Annotated in this window: 23 protein-coding genes; 6 read left to right on the top strand and 17 right to left on the bottom strand. The window is 58.9% G+C overall.

Annotated elements, in window-relative coordinates; genetic code table 11:
• The first annotated feature begins 3 nt into the window (after nucleotides 1-3).
• Together pdxA and rsmA are read left to right on the top strand one after the other, a co-directional pair.
• A complete protein-coding gene (gene pdxA, locus AC1RN6_RS13815) occupies nucleotides 4-1,062 on the top strand; it encodes a 4-hydroxythreonine-4-phosphate dehydrogenase PdxA (RefSeq protein ID WP_493006016.1) in 1,059 nt (352 codons plus the stop codon).
• Nucleotides 1,059-1,844, top strand: a complete 786-nt coding sequence (rsmA, locus tag AC1RN6_RS13810) for a 16S rRNA (adenine(1518)-N(6)/adenine(1519)-N(6))-dimethyltransferase RsmA (RefSeq protein WP_493006015.1) — start codon at nucleotides 1,059-1,061, stop codon at nucleotides 1,842-1,844. The genes pdxA and rsmA overlap by 4 nt, the downstream gene beginning before the upstream one ends.
• 48 nt (nucleotides 1,845-1,892) lie before the next feature.
• Here the strand turns inward: rsmA and AC1RN6_RS13805 are convergent, their stop codons facing one another.
• The gene (locus AC1RN6_RS13805) at nucleotides 1,893-2,243 is read right to left on the bottom strand and encodes a helix-turn-helix domain-containing protein (RefSeq protein WP_493006014.1); all 351 of its coding nucleotides are present in this window, start codon (nucleotides 2,241-2,243) and stop codon (nucleotides 1,893-1,895) included.
• A gap of 591 nt (nucleotides 2,244-2,834) precedes the next feature.
• On the opposite strand from AC1RN6_RS13805, the gene AC1RN6_RS13800 reads away from it, so the two are divergent.
• Nucleotides 2,835-4,550, top strand: coding sequence for a methyl-accepting chemotaxis protein (locus AC1RN6_RS13800; protein ID WP_493006013.1), 1,716 nt, complete (start codon nucleotides 2,835-2,837; stop codon nucleotides 4,548-4,550).
• A gap of 52 nt (nucleotides 4,551-4,602) precedes the next feature.
• Here AC1RN6_RS13800 and AC1RN6_RS13795 read toward each other — a convergent pair whose 3' ends face one another.
• Nucleotides 4,603-6,621 carry an EAL domain-containing protein gene (locus tag AC1RN6_RS13795; RefSeq protein ID WP_493006012.1) on the bottom strand — a complete coding sequence of 673 codons (2,019 nt, stop codon included), beginning with the start codon at nucleotides 6,619-6,621 and terminating at the stop codon, nucleotides 4,603-4,605.
• Between the two features lie 246 nt (nucleotides 6,622-6,867).
• Here AC1RN6_RS13795 and gloA point away from each other — a divergent pair, with 246 nt between their 5' ends.
• Nucleotides 6,868-7,275, top strand: coding sequence for a lactoylglutathione lyase (gene gloA, locus AC1RN6_RS13790; RefSeq protein WP_094565270.1), 408 nt, complete (start codon nucleotides 6,868-6,870; stop codon nucleotides 7,273-7,275).
• Between the two features lie 116 nt (nucleotides 7,276-7,391).
• Here the strand turns inward: gloA and AC1RN6_RS13785 are convergent, their stop codons facing one another.
• The 10 genes from AC1RN6_RS13785 to AC1RN6_RS13740 form a co-directional block, all read right to left on the bottom strand.
• Nucleotides 7,392-8,315: a M48 family metallopeptidase gene (locus AC1RN6_RS13785; RefSeq protein WP_493006011.1), complete on the bottom strand. Its 924-nt coding sequence runs from the start codon at nucleotides 8,313-8,315 to the stop codon at nucleotides 7,392-7,394.
• 17 nt (nucleotides 8,316-8,332) lie between these two features.
• Nucleotides 8,333-9,082 (bottom strand): lysophospholipid acyltransferase family protein, encoded by a 750-nt coding sequence (locus tag AC1RN6_RS13780; RefSeq protein ID WP_493006010.1) that lies wholly within the window; start codon nucleotides 9,080-9,082, stop codon nucleotides 8,333-8,335.
• Nucleotides 9,083-9,141: 59 nt separating this feature from the next.
• Nucleotides 9,142-9,699: a D-glycero-beta-D-manno-heptose 1,7-bisphosphate 7-phosphatase gene (gmhB, locus tag AC1RN6_RS13775; protein WP_198361729.1), complete on the bottom strand. Its 558-nt coding sequence runs from the start codon at nucleotides 9,697-9,699 to the stop codon at nucleotides 9,142-9,144.
• A gap of 36 nt (nucleotides 9,700-9,735) precedes the next feature.
• Nucleotides 9,736-11,847 (bottom strand): glycine--tRNA ligase subunit beta, encoded by a 2,112-nt coding sequence (glyS, locus tag AC1RN6_RS13770; RefSeq protein WP_493006009.1) that lies wholly within the window; start codon nucleotides 11,845-11,847, stop codon nucleotides 9,736-9,738.
• A gap of 76 nt (nucleotides 11,848-11,923) precedes the next feature.
• Nucleotides 11,924-12,844 carry a glycine--tRNA ligase subunit alpha gene (gene glyQ, locus AC1RN6_RS13765; RefSeq protein WP_493006008.1) on the bottom strand — a complete coding sequence of 307 codons (921 nt, stop codon included), beginning with the start codon at nucleotides 12,842-12,844 and terminating at the stop codon, nucleotides 11,924-11,926.
• Between the two features lie 133 nt (nucleotides 12,845-12,977).
• Complete coding sequence (lnt, locus tag AC1RN6_RS13760) at nucleotides 12,978-14,588, bottom strand: apolipoprotein N-acyltransferase (RefSeq protein WP_493006007.1); 1,611 nt, start codon at nucleotides 14,586-14,588, stop codon at nucleotides 12,978-12,980.
• 10 nt (nucleotides 14,589-14,598) lie between these two features.
• Nucleotides 14,599-15,486: a CorC family transporter gene (locus AC1RN6_RS13755; protein WP_493006006.1), complete on the bottom strand. Its 888-nt coding sequence runs from the start codon at nucleotides 15,484-15,486 to the stop codon at nucleotides 14,599-14,601.
• A 204-nt stretch (nucleotides 15,487-15,690) separates the two neighbouring features.
• Nucleotides 15,691-15,930, bottom strand: coding sequence for a pentapeptide MXKDX repeat protein (locus AC1RN6_RS13750; protein ID WP_493006005.1), 240 nt, complete (start codon nucleotides 15,928-15,930; stop codon nucleotides 15,691-15,693).
• 72 nt (nucleotides 15,931-16,002) lie between these two features.
• Entirely contained in the window at nucleotides 16,003-16,788 is a 786-nt protein-coding gene (locus AC1RN6_RS13745; RefSeq protein WP_493006004.1) for a molybdopterin-dependent oxidoreductase, read from the bottom strand.
• A gap of 14 nt (nucleotides 16,789-16,802) precedes the next feature.
• Nucleotides 16,803-17,423 (bottom strand): cytochrome b/b6 domain-containing protein, encoded by a 621-nt coding sequence (locus AC1RN6_RS13740; RefSeq protein WP_493006003.1) that lies wholly within the window; start codon nucleotides 17,421-17,423, stop codon nucleotides 16,803-16,805.
• Nucleotides 17,424-17,730: 307 nt separating this feature from the next.
• Between AC1RN6_RS13740 and AC1RN6_RS13735 the strand changes: the two genes are divergently transcribed.
• Nucleotides 17,731-17,904 carry a zf-HC2 domain-containing protein gene (locus AC1RN6_RS13735; RefSeq protein ID WP_493006002.1) on the top strand — a complete coding sequence of 58 codons (174 nt, stop codon included), beginning with the start codon at nucleotides 17,731-17,733 and terminating at the stop codon, nucleotides 17,902-17,904.
• Between the two features lie 109 nt (nucleotides 17,905-18,013).
• Here AC1RN6_RS13735 and ybeY read toward each other — a convergent pair whose 3' ends face one another.
• The 4 genes from ybeY to AC1RN6_RS13715 form a co-directional block, all read right to left on the bottom strand.
• Nucleotides 18,014-18,472, bottom strand: a complete 459-nt coding sequence (gene ybeY, locus AC1RN6_RS13730; protein WP_493006001.1) for an rRNA maturation RNase YbeY — start codon at nucleotides 18,470-18,472, stop codon at nucleotides 18,014-18,016.
• The gene (locus tag AC1RN6_RS13725) at nucleotides 18,459-19,544 is read right to left on the bottom strand and encodes a PhoH family protein (RefSeq protein WP_493006000.1); all 1,086 of its coding nucleotides are present in this window, start codon (nucleotides 19,542-19,544) and stop codon (nucleotides 18,459-18,461) included. Before AC1RN6_RS13725 ends, ybeY begins: the two co-directional genes overlap by 14 nt.
• 45 nt (nucleotides 19,545-19,589) lie before the next feature.
• The gene (gene miaB / locus AC1RN6_RS13720) at nucleotides 19,590-20,930 is read right to left on the bottom strand and encodes a tRNA (N6-isopentenyl adenosine(37)-C2)-methylthiotransferase MiaB (RefSeq protein ID WP_493005999.1); all 1,341 of its coding nucleotides are present in this window, start codon (nucleotides 20,928-20,930) and stop codon (nucleotides 19,590-19,592) included.
• Between the two features lie 318 nt (nucleotides 20,931-21,248).
• Entirely contained in the window at nucleotides 21,249-22,139 is an 891-nt protein-coding gene (locus tag AC1RN6_RS13715) for a LysR family transcriptional regulator (RefSeq protein ID WP_493005998.1), read from the bottom strand.
• A gap of 88 nt (nucleotides 22,140-22,227) precedes the next feature.
• On the opposite strand from AC1RN6_RS13715, the gene AC1RN6_RS13710 reads away from it, so the two are divergent.
• On the top strand, nucleotides 22,228-22,830 hold the full coding sequence (locus tag AC1RN6_RS13710) for a cysteine hydrolase family protein (RefSeq protein WP_493005997.1): 603 nt from the start codon (nucleotides 22,228-22,230) through the stop codon (nucleotides 22,828-22,830).
• 10 nt (nucleotides 22,831-22,840) lie between these two features.
• On the opposite strand, the gene AC1RN6_RS13705 is transcribed toward AC1RN6_RS13710, so the two are convergent.
• A complete protein-coding gene (locus AC1RN6_RS13705) occupies nucleotides 22,841-23,266 on the bottom strand; it encodes a CBS domain-containing protein (RefSeq protein WP_493005996.1) in 426 nt (141 codons plus the stop codon).
• Nucleotides 23,267-23,406: the final 140 nt, after the last annotated feature.

The raw sequence follows: 23,406 nt of genomic DNA, 5'->3' as shown, positions 1-23,406 counted from the left end.
CTGATGTCCGATCTTCCCTCCGCAACGCGTTCTGAATCCCGCCAGCGTCCGACGCTGGCGATTACCTGCGGAGAACCGGCCGGCATAGGGCCGGAGATTTCCATCAAGGCGGCCTGGGAGCTGCGTGCCGAGGTGCGTAGCGTGCTACTGGGGGATGCCGCTTATCTGGCGCAGACGGCGCATGCGCTGGATGCATCGATCACCTTGTCGGCATTGTCCGTGCAGGCATTTCGCAACTCCGGCCTGCCCAATTTTCCGCAAGACCGTCTGATTGTTATTGACTGTCCCGTCAACGAACCCATCGTGCCCGGCGCACTTGATGCGCGCAACGGCCGTGCGGTGTTGCAAACGCTGGATGTGGCTGTCGACGGTGCAATGAAAAAGCACTTTGACGCCATCGTCACCGCGCCGCTTCAAAAAAGCACCATCAACGATGCCGGCGTACCCTTCACCGGTCACACCGAATATCTCGCCGAACGCACTGCGACGCCGCAAGTCGTTATGATGCTGGCCGGCGGCGATGCGCCGCACCTGCGGGTTGCGCTGGCAACGACGCATCTGGCGCTCAAGGATGTGCCGGCGGCGATTACGTTCGACAGCCTGAGCCGTACGCTCGACATCCTCCACGCCGACCTGCGCGACAAATTCGGTATCGCAAATCCGCGCATTCTTGTCACCGGCCTGAATCCGCATGCCGGTGAAAACGGCTATCTCGGCCGCGAAGAAATCGATGTCATCATCCCGGCGCTGGACGCCGCCAAAGCGCGCGGCATGGATGTCGCCGGTCCCTATCCGGCCGACACGCTGTTCCAGCAAAAATATCTTGAGCACGCCGATTGCGTGCTCGCCATGTATCACGATCAGGGCTTGCCCGTGCTCAAATTCGCCAGCTTCGGCCAAGGCGTCAACATCACGCTCGGCCTGCCGCTCATTCGTACTTCGGTCGACCACGGCACTGCGCTGGATCTGGCTGCCAAAGGCCTGGGCCAAGCCGATCACGGCAGCATGATCGAAGCCATCAAGACCGCCGCGCTCATGGCGCGCGCCAAGAATTCCCTATGAAACATATCGCCCGCAAACGCTTCGGCCAGAATTTTCTGACCGACCAGACCGTCCTGTACGACATCATCAGCGCCATTGCGCCGAAAAAGGACGACATCATGGTCGAGATCGGACCAGGGCTGGCCGCCATGACCAGCCTGTTGCTGGAGTCGCTCGATCATATGCATGTGGTTGAACTGGATCGCGATCTGGTGGCGCGGCTGCAGAAACAGTTCAGCCCGCAACGCCTGCAGGTGCATTCGGCGGATGCGCTAAAGTTCGACTTCACCTCGATTCCGGTACCTGAAGGGCGCAAGCTGCGCGTAGTCGGCAACTTGCCCTACAACATTTCCAGTCCGTTGCTGTTTCATCTTGCCGAGTTGGCGCCGCACGTGCAGGATCAGCATTTCATGCTGCAAAAAGAAGTGGTCGAGCGCATGGTCGCGGAACCGGGCGGCAAGGCCTTCGGACGTCTGTCCGTGATGCTGCAATGGCGTTATCACATGGAACTGATGTTCGTGGTGCCGCCGACGGCGTTTGATCCGCCGCCGCGCGTGGATTCCGCCATTGTCCGCATGATTCCGCTGGCGCAGCCGCTGGAATGCGACCAGGCTCTGCTGGAAGAAGTGGTGACCAAGGCGTTTTCGCAGCGCCGCAAGGTGATCCGTAATTGCGTGGCGGGATTGTTGGCAGAAGCTGATCTGGTGGAAGCCGGCATTGATCCGCAAGCCCGGCCTGAGGCGGTGCCGACGGAACAATTCGTCGCACTGGCGAATGTCTTGAAGAAAAAACGCACAGGTTGATCGGCTTTCATTTCGGCGTGCAGCGCTTTGCCGATGCCTGGCGTCGTGTTACTTGCGCGCCGCCTTTAACAGCAATTCCATGAATTCCACCGTCAGTTCCTGATCTTGCGTGGATAGCAAAATAAATCTCGACAACGCTTCTTCCAGTCTCGCCGCAGCCTTGCCGGCCTCACTTGTCGATTTAACCGGCCGCAGGTTTTGCTCTGCGATGAGGTAGAGCGAGGACACCGGCACACTCAGTGCCCTGGCGACGTTTTCCAGCATGTCGGGAGTCAGGCGCTGTTTGTCGCGCTCGACGCGGGATAGATTGGCTGCGTCCGTGCCTGCGACCAATGCAATCTCTTCCAGGCTCGCTTTTCGCTCTTTACGTATCTTGCGTAGGACTTGGCCAATATTCATTTACCAATTCTCCTGCCAACATTGCGTAATGCGCAAAGTCCTTCGAACAAATTTTTTGTTAAAATATTGCGTAGAGAGCAAATTATTCGCTCTCAACCAACGCAGGCAAGCAAATTAATTTATTGCTCCATGGCATGGACGATCGATGGTTGTCGGAAGCTCGCCACGATACGTCCCTGATGAGGCAACCTTCGCAATTGCGAAGAGAGGCGACTCGCATCAGACGGCTTGCCGTTTGCAGACAGGCAATCGAAATCCGGTCCATGCCATCCGAAGATGTCCGAATGATCAGTATGGCGATGCAAGTCTTCAATAATCTCATCGTGATCGACGTGCGTGTTCGGCGATATCAGGAATTTCCTGATGGATCGGAGCAGCCGGGTTAGCTACCCTGCGACAAGAATTGCCGCGCATCAATGCAATGGGCGCGGCATGACAGAAAGTGCTGATCATTGTGCCGATGTGGTTGAAGCCAGCCTTTTCGGCGGGTAGTATCGGCAATGCGCTGAGAATAAATACATAAAAACGCGCCAGCGGTCGGCCAATACGTTTATCAGCACTTTGCACTTCAACAGATAGAAGGGGAAATGTATGCGCTTAACGAACTTGAAGATCGGGGCACGCCTGGGTGCCGGATTCGGATTTCTGGTAGTCCTGCTGGTCGCCATGGCCTTGCTCGGTGTGGCTCGCCTGTCCGGCCTCAACGAGCAGATGGACGAAGTCATCAATGATAAATATCCCAAGACCGTGCTGGCGAACGACATCATCAAAAACGTCAATGTCATCGCACGCTCATCGCGCAACGTCTTGCTCATGACTGACGCTGACGACCTCAGCAAGGAAATGCAGACCATCCGCCAGGCCAGCGACAACACCAAGGGGGCCCTGGAAAAACTCGACGCCCTGGTGACCGGCGACAAGGGTCGGGCACTTATCAAGACCATTCTGGATGCGCGCACGCAATACAATGCCGGGCGCGACGAAGTGCTGCGACTGGTCGTTGCCGGCGCCAAGAACGAAGCAACCTTGCTGTTGCTGCAAACGGTCCGGCCTTTGCAATTAAGCTACATGACCGCAATCGAGGCTTTGATCTCGCATCAGAACGAATTGATGCAGACGGCCGGCAAGGAAGTGACGGAAGAATATAAGGAAGCACGCGACCTCGTCATTGCCTTGAGCGTGCTCGCCATCGTGTTCGCCGGACTGACTGCATGGCTGGTCACACGCAGCATCACGTCGCCATTGAGCCGCGCGGTCAAAGTGGCGGAGACCGTCGCGGCGGGGGATCTCACATCGCAGTTCGACGCCACCAGCAAAGATGAAACGGGTCAGTTGCTGCGTGCATTGCGCTCAATGAACGACAACCTGCTCAATATCGTCAGCCAGGTGCGTCACGGTACCGACACGATTGCGACGGCCTCTTCACAGATCGCCATCGGCAATCTGGATCTGTCGAGCCGTACTGAACAGCAAGCCAGTTCGCTGGAGGAAACGGCATCGTCGATGGAAGAGCTGACGTCCACCGTCAAACAGAATGCCGAGAATGCACGCCAGGCAAACCAGCTTGCGGTGTCAGCTTCCGCAGTCGCGGTCGAAGGCGGCAGCGTGGTCGGCAAGGTCGTGCACACCATGGAATCGATCAACGCGTCGTCGAAGAAGATCGTCGACATCATCGCCGTGATCGACGGCATCGCGTTTCAGACCAATATCCTTGCATTGAATGCGGCTGTCGAAGCGGCGCGTGCGGGTGAGCAGGGCAGAGGTTTTGCTGTCGTGGCGTCTGAAGTGAGGACATTGGCGCAACGGAGTGCCGCCGCCGCGAAAGAGATCAAATCGCTGATCGATGACTCGGTGGAAAAAGTCGACTCCGGCAGCAAGCTCGTCGAGCAAGCCGGACAGACCATGAACGAGGTGGTCGCCAGCGTGCGCCGCGTCACGGATATCGTCGGTGAAATCACTGAAGCCAGCCGTGAACAAAGCGAAGGTATTGAGCAAGTCAATCAGGCCGTTACGCAGATGGATCAGGTCACGCAGCAGAACGCCGCGCTGGTGGAAGAGGCTGCTGCTGCTGCGCAGTCGTTGCAGGATCAGGCCAGCAATCTGTCGCAGATCGTCGGCGTGTTCAAGATCGACAGCAATCGCCTGAAGCATGAGCCATCGGCGGGATCTGCGTTTGCTGCACCTCGTTCGCATGACGTCACGCCGAGGGCGCCGGTACTGGCACGCAAAGAAGAGGCGCCGCGTCTTCCGGCAGCACGTGCCGCGACAGCAGCAACAACCAAAGAAGACGACTGGGAACAGTTCTAAACTGCAGGTTCTGTATTGTCGGCTTGCCGGATCGACCGGTGAAATGGTCCGGTCAGGCTGACCTTGTCTCAGCCTGCGCCGGTGGAGCATAGAGCATCGCCTCCGCCGGTGGCAGCGCCGCTGCAAAATACCAGCCCTGCACGATGTCGATCCCGCAGGTGCTGACAAATTCCAGTTGCTCCTTCGTTTCCACACCCTCGGCGACCAGCCGGTAGTCGAAGGCTTTCAGCAGGCCGCACAATTCGCGGTACAGCAATTCTCCACGCGGTGTTGCACTGTCGGCGACCAGGCTACGGTCCAGCTTGACGCTGTCGATGCCGAGCTTGTGCAGCAGCGCCAGATTGGAATAACCGGTGCCGAAATCGTCGATCGCCAGCGTGACACCGTTGTCGCGCAGCATATTGACGTTGCGCACCAGGTCCGAAAACTGTTCCGTGAACGAGCTCTCCAGCATTTCCAGATTCAGGTGGAACAGGCTGGTGTCGATGCGCGCCAGCAAGGCTTTCACCTTTTCTTCCGACGACAGGAAGTCGGCCGTCAGATTGAGGCTGATGCGCGGCTCGAAACCTTGCGTTTTCCATTGCCGCAGATCTTCCAGCGCCTGATTGATGACCCAGTTGTTGAGCGCGTCGGAGTAGCCGGCGTTTTCCAGTTTGGGGATAAACCACGGACCGACGATTTTGCCATCCGGCATACGCAGGCGCAGCAGCGCTTCAAAACCGTAGAGGCGCATGGTGTGCATGTCGATCTGCGGCTGGTACCAAAGCTCCAGCTTGCCCGCTGCGAGCAGCTTGAAGGCTTCCATGGCTTGTGCATGCGATTGCATGACCTGCTGCTGGCGGTGGAAGTAGCCTTCTTCCGTCACCTCCAGTTGCGCATCCGGCAGTTCTTCGGTGGCGAACACTTTCTTCAGTTTTTGCCGGATGGAGTCGCCGCTTTCCAGCGCGAGAAAAGGGTAGTACATGGCCGCGCCGATGATCAGCATCAGCAACTGAAAGCCGACAGTGAGAAGGCTGCCGCCGCCGGCGTGCCATGCATTGACGCCAAAGGGCAGGATCCAGTGCACGTTATCAACCAGCGGTATCAGATCCAGCGCGGCAACCGCATACGCCAGCCAGAAACCAACCAAAGGAAATGCAATGAAGGGCGCCAGCAGATAAGGATTGAAGACGATGGGATAGCCGAAGATCAGGATGTCGTTCAGGTTGAACAGTTGCAGCGGCAGCGAGATCTTGGCGACGACATTCTGCCGCATGGTGCGGCGTCGCAGAAAGATCGCGAGCATCATCGACAGCGTGCCGCCGGCGCCGCCGAACAGCACGAAGGTGTTAAGCAGACTGCCCAGCGTGAACTGGTGGATGACGATCTGATTCAGATCATTGCCATACATCAGGCTGGTGTACACATAGTTGCCGTGTATGCCGAGAAACCAGAGCACATGCACTGCCACCACGCGGATACTGCCCTGAACCAGCACCGGCAAATGTGCAAGGTAATCGCCGGGGCTGTTGAACGATGCAATCAGGAATGCGGACAGCCAATGCCAGAAGATGGCATTGAGCAGAACGACGCACAATGCCGGCAGGATGCTGTTGATGCTGGTTGCCAGCAAGTGGCTGACTTCCTTGCCGTCGATTTGCAGAAAATGGCAACGCCGTATCAGCACCAGCAAAAAGATCGACAGCAGCGGCAACAGGATGCTGTACACACTGGGCAAGACGGATGCCACGGTGCTGTCGCTGGCGGCAGCCATGGGAACAATCACCACAGCGAAGCTGACGCCGCTGATCAATGCACCGACCAGCGGATCGAGGCGGCGATGACGCGCCAGTTTGTATCCGAGCAGTGTCGCCACCGCGAACGGGAGCGCCCGTTTGACGGGAAATGAAATGAGTTGGATGAGCCCGTAGATGCTGTGCTGGCCACCGTTGTCCGGGATCAGCGTCGACGCCAGATCCAGCAGCGACATCAACATGTAGATCGGCAGTATGGTGATGAATGTCTCGCGCATCACCAGCAAGGTGCCGGAGACTTCGCGCAACACACGGCTGTTTTTTATGGCGGCGAGCATTGTTCTTATTCCATCCCTTTGTCGATCACGCTTTAGTGCGCGATTCGGCGTATCCCTGACGTACGGCGCGTTTTCCGATTGCTTTTCTGCGTCCTTGCCAGAAAAGGCGAACCGCGAGCCTCCATAGTAGAGGAAAGAAGAGGGAATTGCTCGCTTGTGGCGGCGTTTTGTGGCCGATGCCCGGCAAGCCGCATCGAACAGCGCTACAATCTTGCACTCCGATAAGTTCTTAGGCAAAGGCTCACTATGCGTATTCTGCACACCATGCTGCGGGTTGGCGATCTGCAACGCTCCATCGATTTTTACACCAAGGTGCTTGGCATGAAGTTGCTGCGCACCAGCGACAATCCTGAATACAAGTACACGCTGGCTTTTCTCGGCTATGGCAGCAATCCTGAGCATGCCGAACTGGAACTGACCTATAACCATGGCGTTGACAAGTACGACATGGGCACCGCCTACGGCCACATCGCCGTCTCGGTCGATGATGCCTACAAGGCGTGCGATGCGGCACGCAACTCCGGCGGCAATGTGACGCGCGAAGCCGGTCCGGTCAAGGGCGGCACCACCGTGATCGCGTTCATCACCGATCCCGATGGCTACAAGATCGAGTTCATCGAGCGTAAAGACAGCGAGCCGGGCAAGGGACTGTAAGCAGGTTTCGCCAGGTGCGTCTGCCACAGGCGGGCGCTTGCGGCAAAAAGAAAAAGGCCTGCTCGTAGTGGTGCGATAACGCACCGTACGAGCAGGCCGTTCAGAAAATCAAAATATCAGAAAATCGGCAGGGTTTCCGGCGCGCTCTCGCGCAATGCCCGCTTTGCCGTTTCAAACTCAGGGAAGATCGATTGCACCGTCGCCCAGAAGCGCGGGCTATGGTTCATCTCGCGCAGATGCGACAGCTCGTGTGCGATCACGTAATCGATCAGCGGCAGGGCGAAATGCATCAGCCGCCAGTTCAGGCGAATACGTCCGTCGGCCGTGCATGAACCCCATTGCGTCGTTGCCGACGACAGGGCGAAAGACTGATACGTCACACCGAGTTTCTCTGCGTAAATCGGCAGGCGGGCGGCAAAGGTTTCCTTGGCCCGCGCTTGTAGCCAGCCTTGCACGCGGTCTTTCAGTTGCTGTTCGCCGGCATCTGCCGGCAGCCCTACGGTCAATTCCAGTGTCTCTTCATCATACGCAATGCCGGCCGCCTGATTGGCGCGGATGCGCAGCGTTACGTCCTGGCCGAGATACGGCAGTGTTGCGCCGTCGCGCCATTGCATCTGCGGTTGCAGGCGCCGCGCCGAGCGTTCACGGCGCTCATTGAGCTTGGTGAAGATCCAGCGTTGCTTTTCGCGGATGGCGTTTTCAATCTCTCCCAGCGTCACCCATTTCGGCGCCGTTACGCGCAAGCCTTCGTCGCTGATCAGGAAACCGATCGAACGGCGCTTGGAACGCAGCAAGGCATAGTCGATGTGGTGTTCACCCAGCTGGATGCGGCGCATACCATCGGCCGGACGGCCGATCGGAGGCGACATCGGCGGCAACGGAGACTGATGCGTCAGCTCCGGTGCAGGGATGGATGGCTCGGGTTCGACAAACGCCGGTGGCGGGTTTTCCTGCTTCGTCTCAAGCGGCGTCGGAGTGAAGAAATCCAGTTGCAGCGTTAGCTGGTTAGGATCGGGCTGTGAATGACGAAGCAGTTTCAATGTATTGGGGCCGATGGTCAGTTCTTTTTATCTACAGCGGCATAAACCGCCGGGGAAATCACGCGCATCTCTGATTCTATCCAATTTTCGACGCGTTGGCTTAATTGTGCGGGATCCAGGCCTTCCGGCGAGATCGGCTTGCCGATCGACACGGTAATGATTCCCGGTTTTTTGATGAACGAGCCCTTGGGCCAGCATTCTCCGGCATTCACAGCCATCGGCACCACCGGCGTATTGGTTTCCACCGCCAGGCGCGACCCGCCGTGCTTGTATTTGCCCACCTGGCCCACGGGAATGCGCGTGCCTTCCGGGAACATGATCACCCACTGGCCGTCGGCGAGGCGCTTGCGGCCTTGCACCACCACCTGGCTGAAGGCGTCGCGGCCCTTGCTGCGGTCAATCGGAATCATGCGCAGCAGCGCAATACCCCAGCCGAAGAAGGGAATGTAGGTCAGCTCTTTCTTGAATACGAACACCAGCGGACGCGGCATGCTGATCACGTAGAAAATCGTTTCCCATGCCGACTGATGCTTGGACAGCAGGATCACCGGCGCATCAGGAAGATTCTCCATGCCCTTGATCTGGTAGCGAATGCCGCAGATCACGCGCGCCGCCCAGATCACGATGACGTTCCAGCGCGAGGTCAGGTAGTACCGCTTGGCATACGGGAAGGGGGCAAACAGGATGCAGGCCATCGACCAGACGATGGTTACCACAGCCATGATCAGTGTGAACAGAACGGAACGCAAAAACAGGTTGATACGCAAAATTCAATCTCCCTTGGACGATTCAGCCGGGCTCGTCAACAACGAGGCCCCGGCGGAACCTAAACCGACACTTCTACCGGCGCTTTTAAGATGAAGTCGACCACGCTGGCGAGATCGGGATAGACCAGTGTTCCTGGCGGCAGGCCGCCTTTTTCGCGCGTCTTTTCGCCCTTGCCGGTGAGGACCAGATAGGGCGCGCAGCCGGCCTTGAAACCGGCCTGCAGATCGCGCAGCGAATCGCCGACGGTAATCACGCCACCGCGCAGGCTGACGCCGAAACGCTTGGCGATTTCATTGAACATGCCTTCCTTGGGCTTGCGGCAATCGCAATTGTCGTCGGCGGCATGCGGGCAGAAAAATACCGCGTCGATATCCGCGCCCACTTGCTGCGCGGCGTTGTGCATCTTCTGATGGATCGCGTTGAGCGTCATCATATCGAACAGGCCGCGGCCGACGCCGGACTGATTGGTCGCCACGACCACGCGATATCCCGCCTGATTCAGACGAGCGATGGCCTCCAGCGAACCCTTGATCGGGATCCACTCTGCCGGCGACTTGATGAACGCGTCGGAGTCGTGATTGATCACGCCATCGCGGTCCAGAATAATCAGCTTCATGTTGTTCTTACCCTATCCCTGAGAACCGTATGAACCTTATGCAGCCAGCTTGGAAATATCCGCCACCTGGTTGAGCATCTGATGCAACTCGGCCAGCAATGCCTGGCGGTTGTTGCGCAGTTGTTCGTCTTCGGCGTTGACCATGACGTCGTTGAAGAAGGCGTCAACGTTCTGGCGTAATTGTGCCAGCGCTTTCAACGCGCCGCTGAAGTTGCCCTGGGCATACGCCGCATCGACTTGCGGCTTCAACAGCAGCATGGCGGAGTACAGCGCCTGCTCGGCGGCTTCGCGCAGCAGGCCGTTTTGCACGGTGCCAGACACGCCGCCTTCGATCTTCTTCAGGATGTTGGTGATGCGCTTGTTGGCGGCAGCCAGTGCTTCGGCTTCCGGCAATGCGGCGAATGCCTGCACCGCGTCGAGACGCTCGGTGATGTTGTCCAGCACTTCCGGCTGTTGCGCGACCACGGCTTCGATCTCGTTGGGCGAGTAATTGCGCTCGCGCAGCAGGCCGCGCAGGCGGTCGTAGAAGAAGGCGCTGACGTCGGCGCTCGGATCCTTGAAGTTGCTGTTGCCGGCGAACAGGCTCACGGCTTCTTTCAGCAAAGCCGGAAGCGCCAGCGGCAGGCGCTTTTCAACCAGCATGCGCAGGATCCCCAACGCATGGCGGCGCAGTGCGAACGGATCCTTGTCGCCGGTCGGTTGCAGCCCGATGCCCCAGATGCCGACCAGGGTTTCCAGCTTGTCTGCCAGTGCGACAGCGGTGCCGGTTGCCGAGGCAGGCAGCGCATCGCCGGCAAAGCGCGGCTGATAGTGTTCGGAGGCTGCCAGCGCCACTTCGTCCGGCTCACCGTCATGACGCGCGTAGTAGGTTCCCATGATGCCTTGCAGCTCGGGGAACTCGCCGACCATGTCGGTCAGCAGATCGGCCTTGGCCAGCAAGGCGCCGCGTTCAGCCAGTGCCACGTCGTTGCCCAGCAGTCTGGCAATTGCGCCGGCCAGCGCCTTGACGCGCTCGGTGCGTTGCAGCTGGTTGCCCAGCTTGTTGTGATACACCACGTTGCCCAGCAGCGGCACGCGGTCGGCCAGCGACTTCTTCTTGTCTTGCTCGAAGAAGAATTTCGCATCCGACAGGCGTGGGCGCACGACGCGCTCGTTACCTTGAATGATGTGCCGAGGATCCGGCGTTTCCAGATTGGAGACGATCAGGAAGCGCGAGCGCAGCTTGCCGCTGGCATCGGTCAGCGCAAAATATTTCTGATTGGTCTGCATGGTCAGGATCAGGCATTCCTGCGGCACGGCCAGGAATTGATCATCGAATTTGCATTCGTAGACCACCGGCCATTCGACCAGCGCCGTGACTTCGTCCAGCAGCGATTCAGGCATCAGTACCTTGTCGTCGCCGGCCTTGCCCAGCAAGTCGAGGCGAATCTTTTCCTTGCGCTCGTTGAAGCCGGGAATGACTTTGCCTTTGCTGATCAGGGTTTCGACATACGATTCCGGTGAGTCAACCGCGATCGCGCCTTGCGACAGGAAGCGATGGCCTTGCGTGATCTTGTCGGCATCCAGACCGAGAATGTTCAGCGGCACGACATTGGCGCCATGCAGCGCGATCAGGCGATGCGCGGGGCGCACGAAGTGCACGGTGTCACCCGCAGCGCGGCCGTGCTGGCGCTGATAGCTCATGACCTTGGGGATCGGCAGCTTGGCGACCGATTCTTCCAGTGCAGTCTGAAGGCCGTTTTGCAGCGCCGAGCCCTTGGCGGTGTAGGTGTAGAAGAAGCTCTCGGCCTTGCCGTCTTGCGCGCGTTCCAACTGGTCCGGCGTGATGACGGTGATGCCGACTTGCGCGGCCAGCGCAGCGAGTTTCTTCACCAGCGGTGCGGACGGGCGGCCTTCGGCATCGAGGGCGACGCTGACCGGCAGCACTTTTTCGCGGATCGCTTTATCCAGCGAGGTGGCGCGTACCTTGGTGATGGCAACCGCCAGGCGGCGCGGCGTGGCGTAAGCCGTGGCGACCGCGCCGTCTTCGAGAAAGTCGCGTGCTTTCAGTCCGTTGAAAATGCCGTTGGCAAAGGCGTCGCCCAGTTTGGCGAGCACTTTCGGTGGCAGTTCTTCGGTCAGGAGTTCTACTAAAAGTGTTTGAGTCATTTTCTGTTTTCTTGCTTGTCTGGAGCACCGGCTGCTGTCAGCCGATGCGCGATCCGGTCAATACATGCTCAGGCGTTCAGGCAGCTTGGCGCGCGGCATCCGCTGCGCCGCCCATGGGGAAGCCGAGACGCTCGCGCGATTCGAAATACGCCTGCGCCACGGCGCGCGACAGATTTCGGATGCGGCCGATGTAGGCCGCGCGTTCAGTCACCGAAATCGCGCCGCGTGCATCGAGCAGGTTGAAGGTATGTGCCGCCTTCAGGATCATTTCGTACGCAGGCAATGCCAGCGGGACTTCGAGCAGGCGCTTGGCTTCAGATTCATAGTTGCCGAACAGCGAGAACAGGAAGTCGGTATTCGAGTATTCGAAGTTGAAGGTCGACTGCTCGACTTCGTTTTGATGGAACACGTCGCCGTAGGTCAGCTTCTTCTTGATGCCGTTTTCGACCCATTCGGTCCAGACCAGATCGTAGACGTTTTCCACGCCTTGCAGATACATCGCCAGACGCTCAATGCCGTAGGTGATTTCACCCAGCACCGGTTTGCAGTCGAGACCGCCGACTTGCTGGAAGTAAGTGAACTGCGTCACTTCCATGCCGTTGAGCCAGACTTCCCAGCCCAGGCCCCAGGCGCCCAGGGTCGGGTTTTCCCAGTCGTCTTCGACGAAGCGCACATCGTTTTGCTTGAGGTCGAGGCCGAGGGCTTCCAGCGAGCCGAGGTACAGATCGAGGATGTTCTCAGGCGCCGGCTTCAGCACGACCTGGTATTGGTAGTAGTGCTGCATGCGGTTCGGGTTTTCGCCGTAGCGGCCGTCCTTCGGGCGGCGCGACGGTTGCACGTAGGCAGCGCGCCAGGGCTCAGGTCCGATGGCGCGCAGGAAGGTCGCAGTGTGCGACGTGCCGGCGCCGACTTCCATGTCGTACGGCTGGAGCAATGCGCAACCTTGCGCATCCCAATATTCTTGCAGCTTGAGAATGATCTGTTGAAATGTGAGCATCTTTTTTGTGGTTGCCGGTGACGGCAGGCAAGGAATTGCTAAAACCCTGAATTTTAGCGGTTTTTGGGGTGCTTATGCGCCCCGCATGGAGGAATACGGGGGAACGCGGAAGAATAAAGCGAGGAAATTGCGCTTAAACCGGGCGCTTGCGGCGCGACAGCAGCCCGGCCGCCGCCAGCGAGACGAGCGCCAGCGCCAGCATCAGCTTGTTGCCGAACAGAATGTAAGGCGTCTGGCCCTGATAGCCTTGCACCGAAGCGCTCAGCATGTTGCGCGTGTAAGGCTGCAATTCGGAGATCACCTGACCATTTGGTCCGATCACGGCGGTCGCGCCGGTATTGGTCGAACGCAGCATCGGGCGGCCGGTTTCCAGGCTGCGCATCTGCGAGATCTGCAAATGCTGGGGCAGCGCGATGGAGTTGCCGAACCAGGCGATATTCGACAGATTCAGCAAGATGCTGGCCTGAGGCTGACCGGCGTAGTAGGCGCCGCCGAGCTGGGCGGCGATTTCTTCGCCGAACAGATCTTCGTAGCAGATATTCGGCATGACCCATTGCTGCCTGACCGCAAACGGCATCTGCAGCGGCTTGCCGCGCGTCATGTCGCCCAGCGGAATGCTCATCATGTCGACAAACCAGCGAAAGCCGAAGGGAATGAATTCACCGAAAGGCACCAGATGGTGCTTGTCATAGCGATAAGGGCTTTTGGCGCTGGCCGGATCGGGCGAAAAACCGATCACGCTGTTGGCATACTGGTTGGGGCCGTCCGACAGCGGGATGCCCAGCGCCAGATGGCTGCCGGAGGTCTGGATGAAACGAATCAGGCGCGTCAGATAATCCGGCGGCAATTGCTGCGGCAGCAACGGCACAGCGGTTTCCGGCGTGGCGATCAGATCGGCGGGCGCGCTGCGGATCATCTCGTCGTACATGTTCAGCGTCGACAGCAGTGCTTCGTTGGAGAATTTCAATTCCTGCGGAATATTCCCTTGCAGCAAACGCGCAGTGATAGGTTGTCCCACCGGCGTCGTCCATTGCACTTGATGCAGCGCTGCACCGGTACACGCCAGCAAAACCGCCAGCGCGGCGGGCAGAATACGCCGGCCTGCGCGCAGGCTCACCATCGCCAGGCAACCGGCGATCACGGAGGCGATCCAGGCCAGGCCGTAGACGCCGATGACCGGTGCAAAACCTGCCAGCGGGCCGACGTTATGCGCGTAGCCGGAAGTCAGCCAGGGAAACCCTGTGAACAGCCAGCCGCGCACCCATTCCGATAACGCCCACAAAGCCGGCAACACCAGTAATAACAGCACTGCAGACGATACTTGCCAACGCTGCCTGAGCCAGTTCGCCAATCCCGCTGCCAGCGCAGCGTAAATGCCGACATAGGCCGCCAGCAAACCGACTGCCAGCGCCGCCATCCATCCCGCCATGCCGCCATAGTCGTGCATGCTGATGTAGAGCCAGTGCACGCCGCACGCCGCCCAGCCGAAGCCGTAGAGCCAGCCGGTCAGCGCATTGCGACGGAACGAGGCGGTGCGGCTGACCTGGCGGAACAGCCACGCCAGCGTCAGGATCTGAATCGGCCAGATGTTGAAGGGCGCAAAGGCCAGCACGTTGAGCACGCCGGCCAGTAAGGCGATGAGCGGTGTCCATCGTGTAAGCGCAGTGGAGTCAGTGGCGCCGGCGATGTTGGCCGCATCCGTTGCGGTGTTGGCGCCGGCAGGGGATTGAGTCGGGAGATTCACGCAGGGAAACTTATTCTTCGTCCCCGGCTGCCGGGGTTTCCGGCAGTTTTTCCACCAGCAGCACATGGGCCTGGCGGGCGTCGGCGCGCAGCACTTCGAAGTGCATGCCGGCGATGTCGAACTCGTCGCCCTTGCGCGGCACGCGGCCGAGATGGTTGGCGACCAGGCCGCCGATCGTGTCGGCGTCTTCGTCGGAGAATTCGGTTTCCAGCGTTTCGTTGAACTGGGTGATTTCGGTCAATCCCTTGATGCGCCAGCGCGGACCGTTGGCGCCGTCTTTGATGGCGAGGATGTTGTCTTCTTCCTCATCGAAATCGTATTCGTCCTCGATGTCGCCGACGATTTGTTCCAGCACGTCTTCAATCGTGATCAGGCCGGCAACGCCGCCGTATTCGTCAACGACGATGGCCATATGGTTGCGATTGGCGCGGAAGTCGCGCAGCAGCACGTTGAGGCGCTTTGATTCGGGGATGAAGACGGCAGGGCGCAGCATGTCGCGCACGTCGAAGGATTCTTCCGCGTAGTAACGCAGCAGGTCCTTGGCCAGCAAAACACCGATCACTTTGTCGCGCTCTCCCTCGACGGCCGGAAAGCGGGAGTGCGAGGTCGACAGCACTTCGGGCATCCAGGTTTCGATCGGTTTGGTGATGTCGATGGTGTCCATTTGCGAGCGCGGCACCATGATGTCGCGTACGGCCAGGTCGGATACCTGAAACACGCCTTCAATCATCGACAGCGCATCGGCGTCGATCAGATTGCGCTCGTGGGCGTCGTGCAGGACTTCGAGCAACTCTGCTCGGTTTTCAGGTTCAGGGGAGATGAGTGCAGTGAGACGTTCAAATAAAGAACGGTGTGGTTTAGCGTCAATGGATTTGACGCTACTAGGGTGATCTTGCATATGGCGTGAGCCGTGGGTCCGACGTTGTTTCGATGAGCCATAGGATACAACAAATATATGACAAATCTACTAAAACGCGATTTCCTGCTCAGAGCGAACAACGAATGAAGCGGACAGAATGTCGGAAATTGCAACAGTTTCCCGACGGACATGTCCGCAGCATGCGCATGCCGCGGACATGTCGAAAGAAACGAAGCCTGTTGCTTACTTCTTCATTTCATCCTTGGCCATACCGTCCTTCGCCATGCCGTCTTTGGCCATCGAGTCCTTGCTCATGGAATCTTTCTTTTTCATCTTGTCTTTCTTCATGCCATCTTTCTTCATGCTGTCCTTGGACATGGAATCCTTGGACATATCGTCTTTGGCCATGGTGTCGGCAGCGTAGGCGCCCGAAACGGCGGCCATCATCAGACAGGCGAACAAAGTAGAGAGTGCTTTTTTCATGTGAATCTCCTGGAAAAAAATAATAAATAAGCGGCAAAAGCGCCATGAACCCGGCAAGGACTTAGCATCTTGCTAAGCACCGCCGAACCAGTTGTACCCCTGGTCTTCCCAGTAACCGCCGGGGTAATTGTTGGTTACTTCGATTGAAGCAATATGCTTCGGATTCTTGTAGCCCAGCTTGGTGGGCATGCGCAGCTTCATCGGGAAGCCGTATTTCGGCGGCAGGATCTCGCCGTCGTAGGTCAGCGTCAGCTGGGTTTGCGCGTGCAGCGCGGTCGGCATGTCGATGCTGGTGTAGTAATCGTCGGCGCAGCGGAACGCGATGTACTTCGCACTCAGGTCGGCGCCGATATGTTTCAGGAAACCGGCAAACGGCACGCCGCCCCAGCGGCCGATGGCGCTCCAGCCTTCCACGCAGATGTGGCGCGTGATCTGCTCGACCTGCGGCAGGCGGCGCAACTCCGGCAGCGTCCACGACTTCTTGTTGCTGACCAATCCTTTGATGTCCAGGCGGTACTTTTCGCCGTCGACTTCGGTGATCTCGTCTTCGCCGTAAAACGCATTGAATGGAAACGGCCGCGTGATCATCGACGCCGGATAAGTCGGCGCCATCTGGTTCGGATCGAACAGCCAGGCCTGCACGCCATCGTTCATGCGCGAAATTTTAGTGAGCATGCGATTGACTGATTCGTTGTCGGTGATCTCGCAACCAGTCAGCAGCGATAAGCCGCCCAGCGTCAGCGCGCGCTTGCCGAACAGGCGGCGCGATGGCATGGCCAGTTCCAGTTCGCGGCGTGCGTCCTTGATGATGAGTTCGCTGTCCAAGGTGGATGGCAGGCGATTGGGTTTTCTGATCATGATGATGTCCTTTCTTAGCGTCCGCGCAGCATGGCGAGCAAGGTGCGCGGCACCAGCGCCACCATCACGATATGCACGACGATAAACAGCACCAGAAAACTCATCGCGAAGAAATGCACGATGCGCGCATTGTCGAAGCCGCCCATCAGGTCGCGCAGCAAAGGCAGTTGCACCGACTTCCAGATCGCCAGGCCAGAGATCATGATCAGCACGAAATCTGCGATGACGGAGAGATAAGCCAGCTTTTGCACGGCGTTGTAGTGATCCAGCGATGCGTGCTGCAGCTTGCCTTTCAGGGCCTGCATGAAGTCATGCAAGATTTCCCTCGGACGCAGCGGTAAGAATTTGCGCTGTGCGCGCCCGGTCAGCAGGTTGATCAAGAGATAAACGAGACCGTTGGCCGCCAGCAGCCACATCGCGGCAAAGTGCCATTGCAGCGCACCGCCCAGCCAGCCGCCCAGCGTCCATTCCTTCGGAAAGACGAAGGGAAAGATCGGCGAGGCGTTATAAATGCGCCAGCCGCTGAGGATCATGATCACCACTGAAAATGCATTGATCCAGTGGGTGAGGCGCAACCACAGCGGATGTACCGTTGCGGTAGTTGTTGCGATGGCAGCGGGGACTGAGGTGTTCATGATCGTCTCCTTCTCTTTGACGGTAGGGCTTTGACTTGTGAGCCTTGATGCTCAACAGGTCAGCGGCCGGCATTTGGCTTCATGCTCCTTGGTCGGCGGAGATCGGGACTTCTTACAAAGAAAGAGAAAAATCGCTAAATTATTTTGCTCCGGCTCAACAAGCCGGGAAATCCAGAAAATGATTGAGAAAATAGTCAGCAAAATGTAAGAAAAAGAAGTGAGCCGCGACTAACAGGCACGGCGTCGGAGAATCGGGGCGCAATAGCGGGTGCAGCGTCATTTACAATGGCGCATCAGGAGTGAACATATGAAGTGCAAAGAAGCTCATCGCATCTTGTGCGAGGCGCAAGATAGCGAATTGTCATTTGTCAGGCGGCTGGCGCTGCGCTGGCATTTGCGCATCTGCGACCATTGCACGCGCTTCAGCCGGCAGTTGGGTTTTCTGCGTACGGCGATGAAACGCTATCGGGATGGGGAGTAATACAGCAGAACAGCAGAGAAAATCGCTGCAGCTTGAAGGTGCAGTCTTATGGCGTTGCAGCGAGGCAGGCGCTGTCGATGCAGTGCCCCGGTATGGCTAAGATGTCGTCCTAGCTGCGATCCGCGTATGGATTGCCAAAACCCAGACCCGCCAGAATTTCCGTCTCCAAAGCTTCCATCTCGGTCGCTTCTTCCTCTTCCTCGTGGTCGTAGCCCTGAGCGTGCAACACGCCGTGGACGATCAGATGCGCCGCATGATCCAGCAGCGGCTTTTTTTGTTCCGCAGCTTCTTTTTCCAGCACATCCGTGCACAGGATAATGTCTGCCTGAGTGACTTCGCTGTCTTCATCTTCCGTATATGCAAACGTCAGCACGTTGGTGGCGTAATCCTTGCCGCGATAGTCGCGGTTCAGGGTCTGGCCTTCTTCGGCATCGACAAAGCGGATTGTCAGTTCGGCGGGCGCGAACAGCGCCGCCTGGATCCAGCGGCGAATCTGCGGGCGCGGCACGCTTTCTTTCAGGCGTGGATCGGCATACTGGACGGACAGGGTCAGTTTATTTTTTTGCATGGCGTGGCTTGGCTGACTGGGTCAGGCCCTGGCTGAGACGTTTGACGGCATTGTTGGACGTAATGTGAGCGTTGCCGGTCGGCGCAGCCGCTTCATAGGCGTCGACGATGCGCGCCACCATGGGATGGCGCACCACGTCGCTGCTGGTGAAGCGCGAGAAGGCGATGCCGCGCACATCGTGTAGCACATTCAGGGCATCAATCAGACCGCTCTTCTGGCCGTGATGCAAGTCGATCTGCGTGACGTCGCCGGTGACGACCGCCTTGCTGCCAAAACCGATACGTGTCAGGAACATCTTCATCTGTTCCGGAGTCGTGTTCTGCGCTTCGTCGAGGATGATGAAAGCGTGGTTCAGCGTGCGGCCGCGCATGTATGCCAGCGGCGCGATTTCGATGGCTTGCTTCTCGAACAGCTTCTGCGTACGGTCGAAACCGAGCAGGTCGTATAGCGCGTCGTACAGCGGGCGCAGGTACGGGTCCACCTTTTGCGCCAGATCGCCGGGCAGGAAGCCGAGACGTTCGCCGGCTTCCACGGCCGGACGCGTCAGCACGATGCGTTGCACGGCGTCGCGCTCCAGGGCATCGACCGCGCAGGCGACCGCGAGGTAGGTCTTGCCGGTGCCGGCCGGGCCGACGCCGAAAGTGATGTCGTGTTCCAGAATCGCATGCAGGTATTCGGCCTGATGCGGCGTGCGGCCGCGCAGGTCATGCTTGCGCGTCTTCAGCACCGGGCTTTCGATCTCGGTTTTTTCGATCTTGTCGATGGTGGCTTCGGCATCGCCCAGTTCAGCGTCGATGGTCGCGGTGGCGCGTTGCTCCACCAGCGCCAGCTGTACGTCTTCGACCGACACCGGCTTGTCCGCCAATGCATAAAACCGTTCGAGGATAGCTGCAGCACGCTCGGCGTTGGTGCCGCTGGCGATGAACTTTTCGCCGCGGCGGAAAATCGTCACGTCGAGCGCGGACGAAATTTGCCTCAGGTTTTCATCCAAAGGACCGCACAGATTCGCCAGACGTTTATTGTCGAGCGGTTGCGGGATGAAGTAGTGAGGCTGGCTGGGTGATTTTTTCAATCTGGCTCGGTTTCGGTAAGGTAAGTAGAACTTGATTGGACTGAATTATTGTTTGACCACGATCTCGCCGCGCAGCGAGAACGAGAACGCTTGCAAAATCGAGACGTCGACCATCTGTCCGATCAGGCGCGCACCGTTCGGGCCGCCGTCGAAATTGACCACGCGATTGTTTTCAGTGCGGCCTTGCAGCTCGTTCGGGTCTTTCTTCGACGGGCCTTCCACCAGGATGCGTTGTACCGACCCGATCATGTTCTGGCTGATCTTGTTGGCGTTGTCTTGCACCACGGCTTGCAGATGCTGCAGGCGTTTCAGTTTGACTTCATACGGCGTGTCGTCGGCCAGGTTGGCGGCCGGTGTGCCGGGACGCGGGCTGAACACAAAGCTGAAGCTGGAGTCGTAGCCGATGTCGGTAATCAGCTTCATCAGTGCGTTGAAATCGTCGTCAGTCTCGCCGGGGAAGCCGACGATGAAGTCGCTCGAGATCGCAATGTTCGGGCGCACTTCGCGCAGGCGGCGCAGCACCGATTTGTATTCCAGCGCCGTGTAGCCGCGCTTCATCGCCGCCAGGATGCGGTCGGAGCCGTGTTGCGCCGGCAGGTACAGGTGATCGACCAGCTTCGGCACCTTGGCGTAGGTGTCGATCAGGCGCTGCGTGAATTCCTTCGGATGGCTGGTCACGAAACGGATACGCTCGATGCCGGGGATGTCGGCGATGTATTCGATCAGCAGCGCAAAGTCGGCGATCTCGCCATCGGCCATTTCACCGCGGAAGGCGTTGACGTTCTGGCCCAGCAAAGTGACTTCCTTGACGCCCTGCTCAGCCAGTCCGGCCACTTCGGTCAGCACGTCTTCAAAGCGGCGCGAGACTTCTTCGCCGCGGGTGTAGGGCACCACGCAATAGCTGCAATATTTGCTGCAACCTTCCATGATCGACACGTAAGCCGTCGCGCCTTCGACGCGGGCCGGAGGCATGTGGTCGAACTTTTCGATTTCCGGGAAGCTGATGTCGACTTGCGGACGACCGCTGAAACGGCGCTCGCTGATCATCTGCGGCAGGCGATGCAGGGTTTGCGGGCCGAATACCATGTCGACGTAGGGCGCGCGCTTGACGATGGCTTCGCCTTCCTGCGACGCCACGCAACCGCCGACGCCGATCAGCAGATCGGGATTGTTCTTCTTCAGCTCGCGCAGGCGGCCGAGGTCGGAGAACACCTTCTCCTGCGCCTTCTCGCGCACGGAGCAGGTGTTGAGCAGGATGATGTCCGCGTCTTCCGGTTTGTCGGTCTTGACCAGACCGTCGGAAGCGTTGAGCACGTCGGCCATCTTGTCCGAGTCGTACTCGTTCATCTGGCAGCCGAAGGTTTTGATGAATACTTTTTTCTGCATAGTTGTCAATCAGGCATGAGGGCGCGGCAGGGAACCAAATCGGTGCCGGCAAGGGGAAGCAGAGGCGAGTCGCGTATTGTTGCCGCCCGGCGCGGATCGCATCTAATTGCAAATTCAGTTGCGAGTTCAGTTGCAAAGCAGCAAGGCGGCTGTTTTGCGGCGCGGGCAAGGCGAGTGCGGATCGTAGTCCCATGCACTTCCAAGGTTCGCGATTATAGCACCGGATGCCCTATGGGACCGGGCCGGGAGCAGCCGTAGCGAGGTTCTGCAACACTCTGAAAAATGTCCTTTCGGCAATAAAAGGGTGAGTGAGGGCGTTTAAGCCGAAAAGCAGCTCTCCAGCCAGTCCAGCACAGCGCGCAGGCGCGGCAAGGCCTTCAGGTCGCGGTGATAGACCACCCAGATTTCGCGTTGCAGCTGCGATGCGGCCTCGGCCAGTTCCAGATCAGGCGCGAGCAGATACTGCGGCAACAAGGCCAACCCGACACCCGCACGCGCCGCTACGCACTGCGCCACCAGACTGGTGCTGCGAAAGCGCACCGGGTTGTTGCCTGCATGGTCGGCCAGCCACAGGGTTTCCGGAATTTCCGGCACGCCGTCGTCATAGCCGATGAAGGCTGCGGATGCGGGATCACGGCGCCAGTCGGCCACGCGCGCCTTGCTGCCGCACAGGAAGTAGCTGATCTTGCCCAGCCGCCTGGCAATCAGCTCGCCATCCTGCGGTCTGGCAAAGCGAATTGCCAGGTCGGCATCGCGCCGCGCCAGGCTGACGGTCTGGTGACTCATGCTGAACTCGACGTCCAGATTCGGCCATTGATCCAGCAAGGACGGCAGGCGCGGCGCCAGAAACATTGTCGCCAGCGCGTCGGTACTCGCGATACGCACCTTGCCCTCCATGCGGATATCTTCGCCGGCCAGCTTGCGCGCCAGTTGCGCCGTCTGCGCCTGCATCTCGCGGGCGGCGCCCAGCACCGTTTCACCCAGGCGCGTCAGTTCGGTGTCGTCGCCGCGCCGGGTGAAGAGCGGTCCTTGCAAGGCTTGCTCCAGCATCCGCAGGCGCCGGCTCACGGTGGCATGCGTCACCCCCAGATGGCGGGCAGCACCGGAGAAGCTGCCCGACTCGACAAAGGCGGCAAAGGTGCGCAAGCCTTCCCAGTCGACCGGCAGAGCCTGCGCGGTGGACTGCGGCAAGGGCGTTAATTTATTCACGGGTGGCTGCCTGTTTTTATGAATTGATGTACGTATTTTAACCATCTACGATGACATCACTTCATTTGCCCTTATAAGGAGTCTTCTCATGTCCACACCGAAAACCCTGCTGCAGATCGCCGGCGCCGCACCGCGTACCCCGTTATGGAAAGATGCGGCGCTGATCCTCATCGATCATCAGGCCGAATACACTGCCGGCGGTGTGCCGCTGGCCGGCATCGACGCCGCTGTCGGCGAGATTGCACAATTGCTCAAACAGGCCCGCGCCGCAGGTGCACCGGTCATTCACGTGGTTCACCACGCCAAGCCCGGCGCCGCATTGTTCGATCCGCAACGCGAATACGTTAATATCATCGACGGCCTGCAACCGCAGGAAGGCGAAGTTACCGTCGTCAAGGCGCTGCCTAATTCGTTCGCCAACACCACGCTCGATGCCGAACTGAAGAAGGCCGGCAAAAAGGAATTGATCATCGCCGGCTTCGCCACCCACATGTGCATCAGCGCCACCACGCGTTCGGCGCTGGATCATGGTTATGTGTCGACGGTCGTGGCGGCGGCGTGCGCGACGCGTGATTTGCCGGATGCGCTCGGCAACGGCGTGGTGCCGGCGGCGGAAGTGCAGCGCGCGGCGTTGGCTGCGCTGGCGGATCGGTTTGCGACAGTGGTGCCGAACGCAGCCGCGCTGGCTTAATTGGCAGGATTTATGTGCCGGTCGGATGAATGCGCAGGTTTTTCAGAATATCGCGCCAGCTCACGATGCCGACCGGCCTGAAACTCAGATCCACGACCGGCAGGCAGGAAACGCTGTGCGTGTTGAACAGATGTATCGCGTCGTCGACCGTGGCGCTTTCCTGCAGCACGATGGGATGCCGCGTCATGATCTGATGTACGCGCTTGTTGAGGCTGGCGACGTCCCGATACGTTTCTCTTGCGGAGCCGATGTGCGGGCTGAGCGCCTTGAACAGGTCGCGGTCTGAAACCACGCCCAGCAGCTTGTGCTCTTCCACCGCCAGCAGATGGTGGAATTTCAGATTGTCGAAAATCTCTTTAACGGTTTCCAGCTTGTCGTCCAGACCGACGGTGACGAGCTTCGCGCTCATGATCTTCTTGATACTGACTCCAGCCATTGCTTCTCCGTTGATAATGTCTATTGGCGGCCAGACGGCGATCTGATTGCGCCCCATCAGCGAATTGTCCCTTATGTCTTGCAAGTCGGGCAAGGCATGGGCATGGTCTGGGCAATCAATAAATCGTCCGCAAAAAACAA

This window comes from Herbaspirillum sp. GW822-FHT03A08 (assembly GCF_058801885.1).
This window is presented reverse-complemented; position numbering and strand designations above follow the sequence as displayed.

What these genes read in the sequence shown, in the direction of transcription:
- pdxA (WP_493006016.1), top strand. Translation starts at nt 4, where the DNA reads ATGTCCGATCTTCCCTCCGCAACGCGTTCTGAATCCCGCCAGCGTCCG.
- rsmA (WP_493006015.1), top strand. Translation starts at nt 1,059, where the DNA reads ATGAAACATATCGCCCGCAAACGCTTCGGCCAGAATTTTCTGACCGAC.
- AC1RN6_RS13805 (WP_493006014.1), bottom strand. Translation starts at nt 2,243, where the DNA reads ATGAATATTGGCCAAGTCCTACGCAAGATACGTAAAGAGCGAAAAGCG.
- AC1RN6_RS13800 (WP_493006013.1), top strand. Translation starts at nt 2,835, where the DNA reads ATGCGCTTAACGAACTTGAAGATCGGGGCACGCCTGGGTGCCGGATTC.
- AC1RN6_RS13795 (WP_493006012.1), bottom strand. Translation starts at nt 6,621, where the DNA reads ATGCTCGCCGCCATAAAAAACAGCCGTGTGTTGCGCGAAGTCTCCGGC.
- gloA (WP_094565270.1), top strand. Translation starts at nt 6,868, where the DNA reads ATGCGTATTCTGCACACCATGCTGCGGGTTGGCGATCTGCAACGCTCC.
- gmhB (WP_198361729.1), bottom strand. Translation starts at nt 9,699, where the DNA reads ATGAAGCTGATTATTCTGGACCGCGATGGCGTGATCAATCACGACTCC.
- glyS (WP_493006009.1), bottom strand. Translation starts at nt 11,847, where the DNA reads ATGACTCAAACACTTTTAGTAGAACTCCTGACCGAAGAACTGCCACCG.
- glyQ (WP_493006008.1), bottom strand. Translation starts at nt 12,844, where the DNA reads ATGCTCACATTTCAACAGATCATTCTCAAGCTGCAAGAATATTGGGAT.
- AC1RN6_RS13755 (WP_493006006.1), bottom strand. Translation starts at nt 15,486, where the DNA reads ATGCAAGATCACCCTAGTAGCGTCAAATCCATTGACGCTAAACCACAC.
- AC1RN6_RS13750 (WP_493006005.1), bottom strand. Translation starts at nt 15,930, where the DNA reads ATGAAAAAAGCACTCTCTACTTTGTTCGCCTGTCTGATGATGGCCGCC.
- AC1RN6_RS13745 (WP_493006004.1), bottom strand. Translation starts at nt 16,788, where the DNA reads ATGATCAGAAAACCCAATCGCCTGCCATCCACCTTGGACAGCGAACTC.
- AC1RN6_RS13740 (WP_493006003.1), bottom strand. Translation starts at nt 17,423, where the DNA reads ATGAACACCTCAGTCCCCGCTGCCATCGCAACAACTACCGCAACGGTA.
- AC1RN6_RS13735 (WP_493006002.1), top strand. Translation starts at nt 17,731, where the DNA reads ATGAAGTGCAAAGAAGCTCATCGCATCTTGTGCGAGGCGCAAGATAGC.
- ybeY (WP_493006001.1), bottom strand. Translation starts at nt 18,472, where the DNA reads ATGCAAAAAAATAAACTGACCCTGTCCGTCCAGTATGCCGATCCACGC.
- miaB (WP_493005999.1), bottom strand. Translation starts at nt 20,930, where the DNA reads ATGCAGAAAAAAGTATTCATCAAAACCTTCGGCTGCCAGATGAACGAG.
- AC1RN6_RS13710 (WP_493005997.1), top strand. Translation starts at nt 22,228, where the DNA reads ATGTCCACACCGAAAACCCTGCTGCAGATCGCCGGCGCCGCACCGCGT.
- AC1RN6_RS13705 (WP_493005996.1), bottom strand. Translation starts at nt 23,266, where the DNA reads ATGGCTGGAGTCAGTATCAAGAAGATCATGAGCGCGAAGCTCGTCACC.